We start from the raw sequence: 14,605 nt of genomic DNA, 5'->3' as shown, positions 1-14,605 counted from the left end.
TAGGGAAGAAGTGAATGTCCGTCTGAATAATGACAATATTTATATCATTTTGTAAATATGGTATATTTAATGATGAAATGAAGAAATATTTTTGACAGTATTAAGGGACAAAATTTGACTATTTTAGATGAATTGATAAATGTGATAATTTATAGGTATTGAAATTGCTGAATGAATCTCTTCAATGATGTAGTTCAATGGTATTTCATTGCTGCATTAGAACATTATCTTATAGAGAAACTTGGACGATCTATCCTTAATAAATATTTTCTTCTAGGAAAAGAACAAATAAACGCTTAATTTTACCGTTCTTTATTTAGAAAAAGTTTTATTAACACTCTATGGTTATTAAATTAAAATTTTAATAAAAAGGGGAATTAAATATGAGTGAATTTATAGAAAATAAAACTGCGGGAAAATTAGATATAGGTGGCATTGAACTATACTATGAATTGTTAGGGGAGCAACACGAAGGTCCAACCGTAGTTTTCGAATCTGGGTATGGAGTTACTTTAGATAACTGGAATTCAATTAAAGATGAAGTATCAAAGTTCTCAAAAATGTTTATTTATGACAGAGCAGGAATCGGAAAAAGTGAAATGGATGACAGACCCCGACATAGTAGACAAAGTGTCGATAACTTACGTATATTACTTAAAAAAGCAGGTGTTAAGCCTCCGTATGTATTAGTAGGTCACTCAATAGGTGGATTAAATGTAAGATTATTTGCAAGTAAATATCCAGAGGAAGTCGCAGGAGTAGTTCTCTTAGATTCATCTCATGAGGATCAAAATATTATATTGCCTCCCTTATTTACAAAAGAAGTTCAGGAAGCATATTATAATCAATTTACTATAGAAGGATCTCTTAATGAGATTGAAGAAAGTTTTGAACAAGTACGTACTACTAAACCTTTTGGAAATATTCCATTGATTGTCGTTACAGGAGGTTTGCAGCCTATTCACACAAAAGAATCAATGGCTGCTTGGATGAGACTTCAGGAAGAGCTTGCAAACTTGTCAACAAATAGGCAACATATTGTCGTTGAAGATGCTGGGCATGCAATACATTTTGATAAGCCAGAAGTTGTTATTGAAATAATAAGAGATATTTTAAGTATTGTCGTAAAGAATGATACTAGATAATTCTTTTCTTTGTTCTATCCTGCCCTGGAATGACGAAATCCGTGTGGAACAAGTCCTGATGTTATATTGTGACCTTAATCATCCAAATCAATATGTATGAAAGTGGACTTCTTAATAGTCGCTGAAAGTAAATATATTCATTTAGACAAAAAGTAGTCAGTAGAACTGTTTGAAATACTTACTGGCAAAAAATTATCTGGCCGGCCTCGAGTTAGAGGCCTTTTATTATGCAATAAAAAGCATAATTGCAAAGATTCCATATTTTACAAGGAAAAGAAAATAATTAAGGAGTAGCTGAAGAAGCATATGAAAGAGGAGAAATGCATGCACGTTTATGAGGGATGTATTACGTTCATGTTTTTTCATACCTTCTAACTTAATACGAACTTAATTATAAAAATATGACCAGAATTTTCATCTTGGTCATATTTTTGTCGTTCAATTATTTTGAAATAAACGTTTTAGTGAGCAACTTGTCCGCCATCAGCTACGTAAACATAGCCGTTACAGAAGCTTGCTGCATCGGAAGAAAGGAATACTACGACTTCAGCAATTTCTTCTGGTTTAGCTGATCGACCCATTGGAACGTTAGAAACAACTTCATTCCAAACTTTAGAAGAAGTCTTTTTAGTAGTGCCGAAAAATCATCCACTAGCTGCCAAAGAAAGTGTTTCACTGATTGAGGCTAAGGATGAACTGTTTATATTGTCAGAAACCGGTCAAAATTTCCGCACAACAGAAAATCAATTATTTGAAAAAGCAGGCTTTACTCCGCAAATTGCCTTTGAAGGTGAAGATTTATCGATTATTTTACAATTGGTAAACGAAGGAAAGGGAATCTCTTTTATTTTCAAATATTCATTTTTAGATCAGTATTTAGACAATGTAAAGATATTAAAAATTTTAAATCCTGATTGTTTCCAAACCGTAGGGATTGCTTGGAATAAAAAGAGGAAAAGTTCATTTGTCGTAAATAGCTTTCGTGATTTTGCTATTTCATTTTTGAAGGATAGTACAATATAAATTAGATAGAATTTTGTGAAACTTATTTATACACAAGCCGTAGTAATTAGTAGGAGAGGAGGAACTAAATTGAAAAAATACTTATTATTTGCAGTGAGTTTTACGTTAGCATTTGTAGTATTGCAAGTACTATCAGGCATGCTATTGACAATGTTTTTTACGCCTAGCATACGATGGGAAGAGGCTTCGACTTTACCTTCGCAAGTGGTATTTGGAAATACAAGCTTTATTCCGCCACTAATTATTTCTTTTATAGCGTTAGTAATTGCTTTTGGTAGTACCAAGCTAATCAATAAAAAGGTTGTTCACTAATAAAAGGGAGGGAGTCTTTTCCCTTCTTTTTTAAATGAAATAATGCGAGTCCGGAATTGATTATATTTATAAAGCCTAAAAATTGAGCCTTCACATTTCAGTGAAGGGCTTTTTTATACGTTGTACAAGTTATTGAGGTGGTCAACAGTACTAGATACGGTGTATTTTGATTACAAAAAATTAGCGAGGTGTAATATTAAAAGTCTGATTTTTATTTCCATTTACTTTTTCTTGTCAAAACACAAACATTATCGTTTCATGTTATAACCCTAATCACAAGGAACAGGAGTCTAATTTTATGGAAGACTTTGGGTTTGAAGTATTACCTGTAATTATGCATAGTGGCATATAGTTACTTTTAGTAATTTAAATTATTATGGAAATATAAGTAATATAAAGCTTATAATTGGAATGGGTGATTAAAAGTGAATATACAAAATAAAAAGATAATCAATATTTGTGATAATCGCGGGCTGTATACTGAATATCAATATAGCAGTGCACCAAGCGTAATTTTCATAGCAGGATTAGGCGATAACTTTGAGACATGGAAAAAGGTACAAGATCGAATATCGGATGTAGCGTCAACCTTGTCCTACACAAGAGCAGGTATTGGTAGGAGTTCAGTTGCAGCCGTCCCGAATACTTGTCATGATTTGTTCGAGGAGCTCTCTGAATTGTTGCAAGAAATTGACGTAAAGAAGCCCTATCTATTAGTAGGACATTCTTTTGGTGGTTTGATTGCAAGATTGTATGCTAGTCTCTGTCCACTCGATATCTGTGGCTTGATTTTGGTTGACGCTGCTCCGGAATATAAAGAACTTGCTTATGAAAAAGTATTACCGGAAAATCTGGTCGCGGCAAATAGAGAATATTTAGAAAATCCTTCGTTGAATAGTGAAAACATTGATAAAATGCAGAGCTATAAGCAAATTGTTGATCAATCAAGGCAAACTGACCTTCCTCTAACTATTATTGCAAGAGGTTTACCTGATAGTGGTAAGGAGGGATGGCCATCTCAAAAGATATTGGAAATTGAACAAAGTTTACAAGCAGAATTCCAAAAGCTGTCAACGTCAAGCAAGTTTCAAATTGCTAGACGTAGTGGACATTATATACATCATGATGAGCCAGAGATAGTGATAGATGAGATTATACATATGTTAAAGGGGATCGAAAAATCACTTAATTGAAAAAAGATGAGTGATCTTTTTCTTTGGAATCTTTTAATGAAAAAAACAACAAAAAAGTAACTTGGGGAAGTTCTTTGAAGATTAAATTATTATTTTCTTTTATATTCATTTTAGTATTATTAGCAGGGTGCGCCAGTGATAAAGAGTTCACATTAAATGATGTTAAAAAAATTAAACTAGAGTTAATTAAAAAGGAAACTCTAAAAGAAGGAATATCATATTCCATAAAATTGATAAATGATAGTGATTACGTTATAAAACAAAATAATGTTTTAGTTTCTTTTCCTATAAAACGAGGCGAAAGTGGTTATAAGGAAAATGAATATAAAGTTGAAGCGGATGGAAATAAATTAGATATTCAACCAGGGGAAAAGGTTACATTAAATGTTTTCATGCCGTTTGAAGGTATGGGTGATAAAACTTTGTTAGGCATTGATAATCCTAGTATTAAATTAAAAGGTTATATGGAAACCGTCGATGCTAAACATCAATTTACTATGGGAGGGGACTTAATCAAGAATTGAAGCCAAATTTTAAAACCTACATAAAATTTAAAACCAAGATAGCTTAATTGCTGTCTTGGTTTTTACTTCACATACAATCATTTTAAAACATTAACTTTCATTAGAGGAAGTTGACGGTCAGGAAACACAGTAGATGGAGTAAAGCCAATATTTTTCGCTCCCATTTTTAAATAAAAACCTTCTGCGTTAGGTTCACTATCAAGAGTAAACTCGCTTATTCCTAACTCCTTCGCTTCATTTAATAAATGCTTCCATAGTATTTTCCCTAATCCTTTACCGATATATTCAGGATCTATAAATAATGCATCCAATTTCAGCTCATTTAAAGTAAAGCTATAAAATGCTACTATCTTGTTGTCACTCTCCATTACGTAAACTGGATTTTCTTCTACGTACTCTTTTGTTACAGTTAAATCACCTTTACATTGTTGTAGAAAATCTTCTGTATATCCCCAATAGGCTTTTGACTTATAAGCTAAGTTGCTTAATAGATCACAATCTTGAACTTTTGCACTTCTAATCAACATAATAATTCCTCCGATAAATCATTTTTATGAAAACATTGAATTTAAACCCTTTTTCATCCATCTATTCCTATAATATTAAAGTGCGAAATATTGAAAGTAAAGCGACTTATAGGAAACTATGAAAATCGGGAAAGAGCAATTTAGTAGGTGGACGAATTGAAGATTAAAGAAAATGTGGAATTAAGTTATTTATCTTTTAGAGGTTTTACAAAGAATGAAATGAAAATAACAGAAAGCCCTATCTGTTCTTTTGCTTTTTACCAGTCTCAACACCTAATTCATAAATAAAGAGGATCATAATAAAGAACAACGTAATTTTTATAGCAGAGTTAGCTGTCCAAAAGCCCAAATAGTACATGAACACAAGAATGATAGATAAAAGAGTTTTAACAATCTTTAGAGTCATTCAGATGCCTCCTGATATATGGATTGGTAGGTTATAAAAGGATAACATAGTTAGGAAGTTTTTAGTACTTTAAATTGATTCATTTACTGATCACTTTGAAGAAAGAAACTATAAAAAGGGTCACCTGGGATAGGAGTGACCCTTAGTAACAAGATTCGGAGGTGTAAGGCTAAATTAGCTTACATTACTATTAATATGTTCTAATAGCTTTGTCTGTATAGTTCTTAGCCTGAGAAATAGATTAAAAATAAAAAACGCAGCGTCGTCACATTGAGGAAGTTGAAATAGAAGGAATTTGTTGGAAGTGTGAAGAAGTAATAAAGAAAAATACATTATTTGTTGGGGGTGAAAAATATATAGCATTGGAAAACTGAGAAGTTTGATACTGGACCTTAGAAATGGAAAAAGAGATTGTTTCTGCTTTACAGCTAATTACTTGGTGATTGATTATACGAATAGAAAGTTTAAGCGTGCGTTTATCCAAGAGTCAAGCAATAATTTCGACCACTTTTATTATTAACTTTATTGGGAGGTAATTACATGCCTTTATTCAAATACGGAGTGCTAAAAGGTAAAGTTGTTGACGTGAGACCAGTGGATTCATATGACAAGACTCCTCATTACGAAGTGCATATTCGAGCAACAAAGAAGGATAAAAGTGAGGAGAATTATAGAATTGCGATTAATGTTGCCTCTAAGGTAAAACCTTCAGAAGTCCTATACTTTGTTAGTGAAGATTTTAACTCTAATCAAATAACAATTATTCCACAGTACGAAGAAGGATTTACTGAAGTTACTAATGAAAATCGGGAAATTGCATTAGATTATATTCGTGGTGGCTTATTTGATTCCCAAAAAATGATTCCTCTTCCGGCAACAAAAAATGGACCAGACAATGATTTAAATGAGAAAGTAAATAAATATATGCAAGAGGCTATGACTAAAAAAGCTACAGTGTATGCTTACGGGGAAAAATTTAAAAATGAAGGCGAAAGAGATAAATATTTCGATTTTTCTCCAGCTAGAGGCATTCATGATATCCATATGAATCAAGGAAATAGTAGGGAATTTAGAAATGACGACGGGATATGGCAAGATGGTGGTGTACTCATTCATTTTGAAGAAGAAAATAGATGGGTTGGTATATTCCTTGCATTCCAGTCACAGTCTTGGTGTACAGATGACTATGGACATGCAACAAAACCAGTTAGTGTATGTAACCATATAAATAACAAATCAGCGGGCGGATTGTTTCAACAATTATAATTGATCAATACGAGTAATTTCAATGTATTTAATGACTTATATTTCTCATTTCGTTGGAATTTGTAAGAATATGCGACATAGAAAAAGGGAAATAGACATAATCGTCTATTTCCTGTTGCATAGCTTTTAATTTTGCTTTATGTTTAGCTTTTGGAATCGAGTGATACTGCTCGTATCGACACATTCTACAAGAGCAATGAATTTTTCCTTTGCTCAATCTGCCGCGTACAGGCATGTATTCACTTTCTTCTAACCAAACCTCTTTTAAAATAGTCCATTTCTTTCGAATAATTCGCTCTCTTTGATGGCGAATATAGGCTTTTGAACGATTTTTCATAAATATCAGCTCCCTTGAGAAACCCAAGCTTGCAGAGAGGTCAAGGGATAATATGGCACTCCCTACAAGCTTGGTATGTGGCTGATATACTGGATTAATTGATTCATAGTATCATTCCTTTTTTTATGAAATTATTATAACAAAATTATATTTCTAGCACAAAAAAGCAGTAGCGTTTGCACGAAATTATGTACAAAACGATGTAATATAAAGTGCTTACTCAAAACACAAAAATTTTTAGAGGGTAAAATCTTACCATGAATATAAGGGGGTAGGTTTGGAAGAAACCTTGATATATCGACATATGTAGAGGATAAATGAAGCAAATTTTGCAAAAAAGCAACCAAACAGCAACATTTATCCTATTTTGTTCCCAAACTATTTTTTTGAGGATTAATCATCGAGTAGGGCAGTGAATTTACATGTATCTATGTAATTAAGATCGACCTCAGCTTATATTATTCACCTTAACGGGATTACAAAGTTTATCTCTCGCAAGCAATACCATCATTGTCACGATCTTTCGAAGCATTTGCTTTATATAGTTCAGCGGATACAAAAGGTTTGTATTTTGTCTTTCCACCTTTATTTTTCACATTTGCATCCTTAGCAATGCCACCTTTATAGTCTTTATTTAACTCTGAGCAATTTTTGTATGCTTTTGCTGCTGCCTCTATTGGTGTCGGGATGCTCATTGTTCCACCGATTAATAATGCACCTGCGATAATTGAAGTAGCTAATTTTTTCATAAATGTACCTCCTAGAATTGTTTTTACTGTTTGAAATACATAAAACAAAAGTAGTTTCTGTTAATTGATGTAAAACAATAGGTTTATCGACCTTGAGTAAATATTGCTATTATGTTTATGATAAAACAATATCCATTATTGTTTTTTATTTACAATGAAGTTTGATATAAAGGACTTAATGTTCTTTTTAAAGCAACTTTTAAGGGAATAAATGACGGAGATAGTGTGGTTCTGTAAGTTTTTGATCCCAGGCGGACAGACCGTCTACCAATATTCAGCTATAGACTTGAAAGAGTAAAAAAGTATACATATCAATAACCTCTTTTTTGTTTTATGGTAAAATAAGAATATTTTAATAGAGGGATGAAAAGTTTTGCTGAAAATTCTACAAATTGTTTTTTCAATCATAGCATTCTCTCTCTCATCTTATGGACTTATCACACGTGATTACCAGTTGAATTTTTTAATGATATTTTTCTTGGGGCTATTTATGTTAACTTTAGGAATTAAAGAGTTTCAGAGAAAGAGAAAAGTTTATGGTTGGTTTCTAATCGGGGTATTTTTATTTTCGATATTTGTGTCAATTCAAGGTTTTGTATTACTTTAATAAATGAGGTTATCATTTCAGGAGCTCTAACACTTCGACAAATGGTAACAATGCTCAAGCGATATCACGATAAAAAACGGAAGCCCAGGTACTCGATTTTGAACTGCCCTCGTAGGGAGCATATCGATTATTTTTGAGCCCGGGCTTTTTGTGTTTATTCATATGGTTGATATTTTGCATGAATTTTTTTTGCTGCTTTTTTTCGACTTTCAATATCTTCTTTTAAGAATAATCGATCCCGAGTTAATTCCTTTATTGGAACTAACTTCTCACGCTTTACAAGTGAACTTAAAGCCTGGCGAGATATTTGTAATTCGTCCAATACCTCAGAAGAAGTTAATATTTCAGATTGTGCTAACTTAATAAATTCATCCTTAGTATTGAAAGAGTAGTTTCGTTTCATTTAATTTCACCACCATTGTAACAGTAAGGCAGAAAATAGTTTTTATTTTAATCCTACTTGTGTTTTATTTATAAATTTCCCTCCTTTGAACATCAATGGAGTTTTTCCACCTAAAGATGTCCCATTGTAACTGTAAATTACAGTATCACCTGATCCAATTTCCTCGGGTGAATAGAGAAGGCTTTTGTTATTATTGTTCTTTCCCCTGAATTTCTTCATTGAAAAAATGGATACCTGTATGTCCGCCACCTTCAGCAACCATTTCGTTTGAAGCTATTTTTGTTGGACATGTTCCAGCTCGTGTAGCTGCTTGAATAGTTATCCGCTCTGATATGTTTTTGTCCATCTCCGCAGTATTTAAATAGGATTCTAATTTAGATTTTGCACTATTGAGCATTCTTAATGCTTTATCACGATTTTCTTTTTTACTTAAATATGAGGCTGTTAAAACTAGCCCTGCAATTACAGCACATGTTCTTCGTTTTGACATTATTAATCCCTCCCAAAAATATAGAATCTGGCTCAATATTTTTTCTTTTCCCTATTTTTTTGAGAACTAAACATATTTTTTTACATTACAGCATAATACCTTTGCGCCTCTATCATTATGGGTGTTTTTTAAAAGATTGTTGCTATTCAACTGATGAGTCAGAATATTCAATCGGAATTATGGTTGTTCATGGTAAAATGAAATAGGGATGGATATTACGGAAAATTTAATTTTGACACTATATGTTTTATTCTTAATATCACATAATGTCGTTTTTTTACATTGTTTAGAAAAGCTAAATTAAATCTTATGGTATCAGGCATTTTTAAGGGTAATTGCTCCAGTGATTGGCTTCTCAAGTGATGGATTATTTCTTCATTTTTATGTTTTGTGTTGACGGAACGATAAATTAAAAAAGTAAAAATACAAGGGGGAAATAGATTGAAAAAAATAATGCTATTTTTATTTCTCTTAGCTGTTTTGTTAGTTACCTCGGGTTGTTTGAATGAGATGATTGGGCAAAAAATAACTGTGCAGAAACGAACTGGCGAAGAAAATATTTTTGAAGAATTCAGAGAGGTGAATCAAAGAAAACAGGTGGAAAAAGCGATAGGTATAGTCAAAAATGCTAATTGGAAAAATGAAAAAGTAGAAATGGCACGCTATGCTGATTACCAATTTCAATTTCTATTTAAGAACAGTAGCGAAAATAAAATAGCCTCTTATTCACTTTGGGTTAGCCCAAATAGTGAAAATCTAGAAATTGTTACGGATAGTGATAGATATGTGAAATTAACAAAGCAAGATTCAGCAACTCTATATGAAATTTTAACAGGAGAAGAATTAATAAAGTAATTATCTATTTTCTATTTCAGCAGCAATATGAGATATCAAGGGAGAATTTTATATCTATATAATTTAGAAGGTGAAAGTATATGAATAAAAAATTATCGATTATTTACCATTCCCTAAATATAGAAATAATCAAGCAATGAAAACATAGGTAGATGTATTACTTTTAGGTCAACAAAACTAAATCCCAGGAACTCAATTGATTTTGAGCCTGTTTTTTTCTATTGGCAAAAGTAAATTGTCAAAGACCAAGATAGCTTTATTGCTATCTTGGTCTTATTATCAAAAGAGTTGAAAATTTAATGTTAATTTCAAGGTGTGAATTTTAGTGAATTAATTCCAAGATGCTCTTATTTCATAGCAACCATTCATTTAATCTGAGTGACTATTTTTTATTTATTGGTACAACTACTGTTACTTTTTCGCTAATATATCTGTTATCTTTTGAAGCACTATCGAAAACAAATTTTAATTCTTTAACACCTTCTAAACCTACTTTTCCTAAATCAAAAATAACTTCACCTTTTTGGATTACTTTGCCAATAAATTCGGACTCAAAATGAGAAATTTCCACAATAGAATTGATTTGACGTTTTGTATCAGTAATCATTTTAGTTGTATTTGGATGGAAACTTAAAGTATCGTCAGATAAATTTTCTCCTGTTATGGACAAAATAAGGACATTTGTTTCGGCATCTGTGTCAATCATTTTTGGATCACGCGCAGCCAGTTTAGCTGTCTTCATTCCATCAATTGAAAATTCGATATCAGCACTTTTATATTTTTCAGTTGGTGTTTGATATAAATCAGTAATTGTATATGTACCTGCAAAATCATCTTTCACTACATCACCAACATTCGCTTCTGTTAAATTATCTGCTTTATTGGCTTTACTTTCTTCTTTTATTTTAATGTCAGTAGAACCTTTTACAGCTATTTCAAGTGAAGCCGCATACTTAGCAAATTCATTATCTTCCATTTCACCATTCATTTGTAATAAAAACTTTCCACTTTGATGGGTGTGAGAATAAAACATAGGACTTGAATTTCCTAACTCATCATAATAACTCTTTGCTTTTTTTAGATTTTCTTCATTATCGAATAAAAATATTCGACCACCTGAATCCTCACCAAGAGAAGGGATTAAAATTCTTTTACCTTCTTTTCGGATATTTCCAAATTCATCATTTGGTAAGTCTGAAGCTTCTCCTAGTTCTAGACCATCATCTTTAAAATGTTTAATTACATCATCTGTTGTTTTTGCCAGAACTTTTTGATGTTCTTCAGTTTTAGCACCATTCTCTTTTGGTTTATCTTCTTTTGATGAATCTGCTCCACATCCAACTAATCCTAAACTTAATACTAATGCTGCACTAAAAATTAATTTTTTCTGCATTTATAAAACCCTCCCTCCGTATTTCCATTCTAGGAAATTTAAAGGAAAAAGTACACACAAAAAAGACAGCTGTGATCATTTATCTCATTCTCCAATAAGACCCGCTCGTTTTATTCCTATTGATTCTCTGCTAAAATACGAAAGTTTATCTATAAATAAAAAGCAACCAAAGCGACATAATAGCAACCAAAATTCCGAATGCAAGCAAATAACGGTGAAATCGAATCATTATACAATGGTGAAAAACCTTGCTATAATAACCTTTGCGAATACATATGAAAGAGGGTAAAAGCATGAATGCTTACGATGAATATATGAAACAGGTAGTGAAACCGATGCGTGAGGAGCTAGTGGAGGCTGGATTTAAAGAGCTTACAACGGCTGATGCGGTGAATGAGTTTATGGCGGAGGCGAAGGGTACTTCGTTAGTAGTAATTAACTCGGTTTGTGGTTGTGCAGCTGGATTGGCTCGTCCAGCTGCTCGTGAGGCAGTAGAGGCGGTTAAGCCTGATAATCTTGTGACTGTTTTTGCGGGTCAGGATCCTGAAGCGACTGCTGCGATGCGTGGCTTTTTTGAGGATGTACCACCAAGCTCACCATCGATGGCGATTTTAAAGGATGGACAATTGGCTTACTTTATTCCACGTGAACAAATTGAAGGGTTCCCAGTGGAGCAAATCGTTACACATTTAACAGGTGTTTTAGAGCAAACATGCGAGAAGTAAAAACCATTGTTACGACAGCGGGCAGACCAGACGATTTATCGTTGGCGCTCGCTGCTTTTGCGTGTGAACAATTAGGTGCTCCGTTTGAGCCAAGAAAAAAGCGTTCTGTTCGGAAAATCTCTCAGGAATTGCATGCGCATGTGATCGTTGCTGGGAAAAATCGCTTTGAGTATTACGCTTTTGGCACAAATGAGCCGTTTTTCTTCCATCCGAATTCAGCAGCGTTTCGCTTAAAGCGAGTAGCTCGTGGGGAAGCAGAGCCGTTTTTAGAAGCGGCACAGCTTGAAAAAGGAGCTTCGGTGCTTGATTGCACATTAGGACTTGCTGCGGATGCTATGCTGGCGGCGTATACAGTTGGCGAAGCGGGGAGAGTCGTTGGGCTAGAAGCGAATCCGAATGTAGCATTTATTGTTGAGCAAGGGGTGAAAACCTACGATACGACAGAGCTACCGTTAACTGCATGCATGCGTCAAATTGAAGTCGTGCAGGCTGAGGCAATTAGTTATTTAAAAACTTTGCCAGACAATTCGTTTGATGTCGTCTATATGGATCCAATGTTTGAAGAGATTATTGAAGAAGCCAATAATTTTGAAGCATTACGCTTAGCGGGGGAACATATGACATTAACGGATGAATGGGTAAATGAGGCGAAACGGGTGGCGAGAAAGCGGGTAGTGTTAAAATCTCATTTTCGCTCAGAATGGTTTGCCAACTATCATTTTGAACAATTACAAAGAACAACTGCGAAGTTTCATTATGGTGTTCTGAATGTTGAATGAAGTAAATATTGTATTTTCAAGAGGTTTGTTCATTGTGAACGGGCCTCTATTTTTTATCTGAAATTCAAAATATGGTAATATAAAGCAGTGTTAGATTTTTGAGGCTGGGGAAGTGTCAGTGTTGCCTGAAACGCAGTTGGAGTAGGGGAATTGAAAATTTTTCAACGTTAAAAATCAAAAGTTAGAGGGGGATGTGTATGAATCAAATAGAGAGGGAAATTGGGCTGTTTTTGAAAAATCCATCAGCGGAAGAAGAAAGCTTTTGGGGTAGTGAAGCATTGGTCTGGGTGGATTGGAGAGATTGTGATGAATCTATCGTGGAATATTTTAACGAATATTTACTTGAGGAAGATAAAATAAATGTTGAACTAGTTGAAAATGATAAGCCAAGGTGTGTTGATATTTTCTTGATAAAATATGAAGTGAGGAAAGCAATCCCGTATGAAGAAGAAAGAACGGATAGGGACACAACTTTAAAAGCTGTACAGGACTTTATTGCTCCGAAATATCAAATCCGTTGGTACATGGATTCACTTGGCGGAGATACGTTGGCTTTTTGTTTGCTACCAACTGAAATATGGTTGGGATTAGAGGGGGAATATGGCGAAGAGAAGGTTACCTATTATTTTGCACCTCTTTCACATGACTCGATTATGTTTGAAATGGATATAGACGAAATTTGGGATTTGCTGGATAAAAGAAAGCAGAATGTTAATTAAGCTAAGGAGATTTTGCACATGACGGCAGACAAAATTCCTCGTTAAGCTCGTGGTCCTCCGCGGCCAATTATAATCTCATTTAAATAATTAACAAGGAGAGATAAATATGATTGGTCCGAAAAAAGTAACGAGAGAAGAAAGAATGGAAATTGCTAATTCAATTGCTAACCAAGTTATAGAAAGATATGGTTCAAAGGTTCAAGCTATAGGAATTTACGGTTCGTTAGCGCGAAAAAGTGATGGACTATTTTCAGATATAGAAATTAAATGTATTTTAAACTCTTTAGATGAAAGCTTTAACTATGAATGGACAGCCGGTGATTGGAAGGCAGAAGTGAACTTTGAAAGTGCAGGAGATATTATTGAAGAGGCAATTACAGTTGATGAAGATTGGCCGTTGACACATGGGCAATTTTTCAACATTTTACCTGTATATGACCCGAATAATTTTTTCCAGGAACTAAAAACAAAAGCCAACTCAGTAGATAGTTCAAAATTTAAAGAAGCTATCTGTCGAACGTTAATAGAAGAAATGTACGAGTATATCGGTAAATTAAGAAATATTGAAATGCAAGGTCCTCATACATTTTTACCGATTTTGGCGATGGAAATTGCTACTGCAGGTGCAATGATTTTGGGACTACACAATAAACAATTTTTCACAACTTCTGCACAAGTATTACCTGAAGCATTGTCGTTAACAGAGAAGCCTGAAGGATTTGACGTTCTATGCGAATTGGTGATGTCTGGGAATCTCTCTGATCCACAACAAATCATTGCAATCTGCGAAAATTATTGGGATTCCTTACTAAAATGGTCTTCTCAACATGGGTATCAAATTGAATGTTCAACTGTTATACCTTGGTAACTTAAAATAAAATATTTACTTTTTAAAAACTCTATGCTATAATATGAATCGTGCTATTTTAGGTGGCATATTTACGTAATCTGGAATTCTGCTTTTTGTTTTTGTAGATACTTATTCACACTGGCGCATGCTTTGGGGCTGCAAGGACGCAAAAGAAGGTTGGGTTTGCGTTGCTTAAGTTAGAAAGCACACAGTGGAATTTTACCGCGGTGATGAAACATTTACGTTTCAAGATAATATTCCCCAGATGATTGGGTTGAGACTTTACAATTTACGAAAAATGT

The 14,605-nt window shown here is 33.6% G+C and carries 19 protein-coding genes and 1 pseudogene; 12 read left to right on the top strand and 8 right to left on the bottom strand.

The window, feature by feature from the left end; genetic code table 11:
• The first annotated feature begins 383 nt into the window (after positions 1-383).
• Positions 384-1,145, top strand: a complete 762-nt coding sequence (locus tag ACFVT8_RS08315) for an alpha/beta fold hydrolase (protein WP_387083139.1) — start codon at positions 384-386, stop codon at positions 1,143-1,145.
• Positions 1,146-1,606: 461 nt separating this feature from the next.
• On the opposite strand, the pseudogene ACFVT8_RS08310 reads toward ACFVT8_RS08315, so the two are convergent.
• Positions 1,607-1,756 (bottom strand): annotated as a pseudogene (locus ACFVT8_RS08310) (SDR family oxidoreductase); the annotation flags it as partial.
• Here ACFVT8_RS08310 and ACFVT8_RS08305 point away from each other — a divergent pair.
• The 4 genes from ACFVT8_RS08305 (at position 1,698) to ACFVT8_RS08290 (ending at position 4,197) form a co-directional block, all read left to right on the top strand.
• The gene (locus ACFVT8_RS08305; RefSeq protein ID WP_387083390.1) at positions 1,698-2,168 is read left to right on the top strand and encodes a LysR substrate-binding domain-containing protein; all 471 of its coding nucleotides are present in this window, start codon (positions 1,698-1,700) and stop codon (positions 2,166-2,168) included. The pseudogene ACFVT8_RS08310 and the gene ACFVT8_RS08305 sit on opposite strands and share 59 nt — an antisense overlap.
• Before the next feature lie 69 nt (positions 2,169-2,237).
• The gene (locus ACFVT8_RS08300) at positions 2,238-2,480 is read left to right on the top strand and encodes a hypothetical protein (RefSeq protein ID WP_387083138.1); all 243 of its coding nucleotides are present in this window, start codon (positions 2,238-2,240) and stop codon (positions 2,478-2,480) included.
• Positions 2,481-2,905: 425 nt separating this feature from the next.
• The gene (locus ACFVT8_RS08295) at positions 2,906-3,673 is read left to right on the top strand and encodes an alpha/beta fold hydrolase (protein ID WP_387083137.1); all 768 of its coding nucleotides are present in this window, start codon (positions 2,906-2,908) and stop codon (positions 3,671-3,673) included.
• Between the two features lie 23 nt (positions 3,674-3,696).
• Complete coding sequence (locus ACFVT8_RS08290; protein ID WP_387083136.1) at positions 3,697-4,197, top strand: hypothetical protein; 501 nt, start codon at positions 3,697-3,699, stop codon at positions 4,195-4,197.
• Positions 4,198-4,274: 77 nt separating this feature from the next.
• Here the strand turns inward: ACFVT8_RS08290 and ACFVT8_RS08285 are convergent, their stop codons facing one another.
• Both ACFVT8_RS08285 and ACFVT8_RS08280 read right to left on the bottom strand, forming a co-directional pair.
• Complete coding sequence (locus tag ACFVT8_RS08285; RefSeq protein WP_387083135.1) at positions 4,275-4,724, bottom strand: GNAT family N-acetyltransferase; 450 nt, start codon at positions 4,722-4,724, stop codon at positions 4,275-4,277.
• 238 nt (positions 4,725-4,962) lie between these two features.
• Complete coding sequence (locus ACFVT8_RS08280) at positions 4,963-5,130, bottom strand: hypothetical protein (RefSeq protein WP_387083134.1); 168 nt, start codon at positions 5,128-5,130, stop codon at positions 4,963-4,965.
• A gap of 540 nt (positions 5,131-5,670) precedes the next feature.
• On the opposite strand from ACFVT8_RS08280, the gene ACFVT8_RS08275 reads away from it, so the two are divergent.
• Positions 5,671-6,396, top strand: coding sequence for a DUF2278 family protein (locus ACFVT8_RS08275; protein ID WP_387083133.1), 726 nt, complete (start codon positions 5,671-5,673; stop codon positions 6,394-6,396).
• 28 nt (positions 6,397-6,424) lie between these two features.
• On the opposite strand, the gene ACFVT8_RS08270 is transcribed toward ACFVT8_RS08275, so the two are convergent.
• Both ACFVT8_RS08270 and ACFVT8_RS08265 read right to left on the bottom strand, forming a co-directional pair.
• A complete protein-coding gene (locus ACFVT8_RS08270; RefSeq protein ID WP_387083132.1) occupies positions 6,425-6,733 on the bottom strand; it encodes a hypothetical protein in 309 nt (102 codons plus the stop codon).
• A gap of 485 nt (positions 6,734-7,218) precedes the next feature.
• Complete coding sequence (locus ACFVT8_RS08265; protein WP_387083389.1) at positions 7,219-7,428, bottom strand: excalibur calcium-binding domain-containing protein; 210 nt, start codon at positions 7,426-7,428, stop codon at positions 7,219-7,221.
• Positions 7,429-7,948: 520 nt separating this feature from the next.
• Between ACFVT8_RS08265 and ACFVT8_RS08260 the strand changes: the two genes are divergently transcribed.
• Positions 7,949-8,089 carry a DUF3953 domain-containing protein gene (locus tag ACFVT8_RS08260; protein WP_387083388.1) on the top strand — a complete coding sequence of 47 codons (141 nt, stop codon included), beginning with the start codon at positions 7,949-7,951 and terminating at the stop codon, positions 8,087-8,089.
• 154 nt (positions 8,090-8,243) lie between these two features.
• Here the strand turns inward: ACFVT8_RS08260 and ACFVT8_RS08255 are convergent, their stop codons facing one another.
• Complete coding sequence (locus tag ACFVT8_RS08255) at positions 8,244-8,492, bottom strand: MarR family transcriptional regulator (protein WP_387083131.1); 249 nt, start codon at positions 8,490-8,492, stop codon at positions 8,244-8,246.
• Positions 8,493-8,682: 190 nt separating this feature from the next.
• Complete coding sequence (locus tag ACFVT8_RS08250; RefSeq protein WP_387083130.1) at positions 8,683-8,982, bottom strand: hypothetical protein; 300 nt, start codon at positions 8,980-8,982, stop codon at positions 8,683-8,685.
• A gap of 441 nt (positions 8,983-9,423) precedes the next feature.
• Here ACFVT8_RS08250 and ACFVT8_RS08245 point away from each other — a divergent pair, with 441 nt between their 5' ends.
• The gene (locus ACFVT8_RS08245; RefSeq protein ID WP_387083129.1) at positions 9,424-9,837 is read left to right on the top strand and encodes a YhfM domain-containing protein; all 414 of its coding nucleotides are present in this window, start codon (positions 9,424-9,426) and stop codon (positions 9,835-9,837) included.
• Between the two features lie 382 nt (positions 9,838-10,219).
• On the opposite strand, the gene ACFVT8_RS08240 is transcribed toward ACFVT8_RS08245, so the two are convergent.
• Positions 10,220-11,230 carry a hypothetical protein gene (locus ACFVT8_RS08240; RefSeq protein ID WP_387083128.1) on the bottom strand — a complete coding sequence of 337 codons (1,011 nt, stop codon included), beginning with the start codon at positions 11,228-11,230 and terminating at the stop codon, positions 10,220-10,222.
• Positions 11,231-11,523: 293 nt separating this feature from the next.
• Here ACFVT8_RS08240 and ACFVT8_RS08235 point away from each other — a divergent pair, with 293 nt between their 5' ends.
• The 4 genes from ACFVT8_RS08235 (at position 11,524) to ACFVT8_RS08220 (ending at position 14,321) form a co-directional block, all read left to right on the top strand.
• Positions 11,524-11,955, top strand: coding sequence for a BrxA/BrxB family bacilliredoxin (locus tag ACFVT8_RS08235; protein ID WP_387083127.1), 432 nt, complete (start codon positions 11,524-11,526; stop codon positions 11,953-11,955).
• Complete coding sequence (locus ACFVT8_RS08230; protein ID WP_387083126.1) at positions 11,943-12,734, top strand: class I SAM-dependent methyltransferase; 792 nt, start codon at positions 11,943-11,945, stop codon at positions 12,732-12,734. Before ACFVT8_RS08235 ends, ACFVT8_RS08230 begins: the two co-directional genes overlap by 13 nt.
• 197 nt (positions 12,735-12,931) lie before the next feature.
• Complete coding sequence (locus ACFVT8_RS08225; protein WP_387083125.1) at positions 12,932-13,453, top strand: hypothetical protein; 522 nt, start codon at positions 12,932-12,934, stop codon at positions 13,451-13,453.
• A gap of 106 nt (positions 13,454-13,559) precedes the next feature.
• A complete protein-coding gene (locus tag ACFVT8_RS08220; RefSeq protein WP_387083124.1) occupies positions 13,560-14,321 on the top strand; it encodes an ANT(4')-I family aminoglycoside nucleotidyltransferase in 762 nt (253 codons plus the stop codon).
• Positions 14,322-14,605 lie beyond the last annotated feature (284 nt).

Source organism: Lysinibacillus sp. NPDC058147 (genome assembly GCF_042884205.1).
Lineage (GTDB): Bacteria > Bacillota > Bacilli > Bacillales_A > Planococcaceae > Lysinibacillus.
Note: the sequence above shows the minus strand (reverse complement) of the source record. Positions and strands in the feature narration are given on the sequence as shown.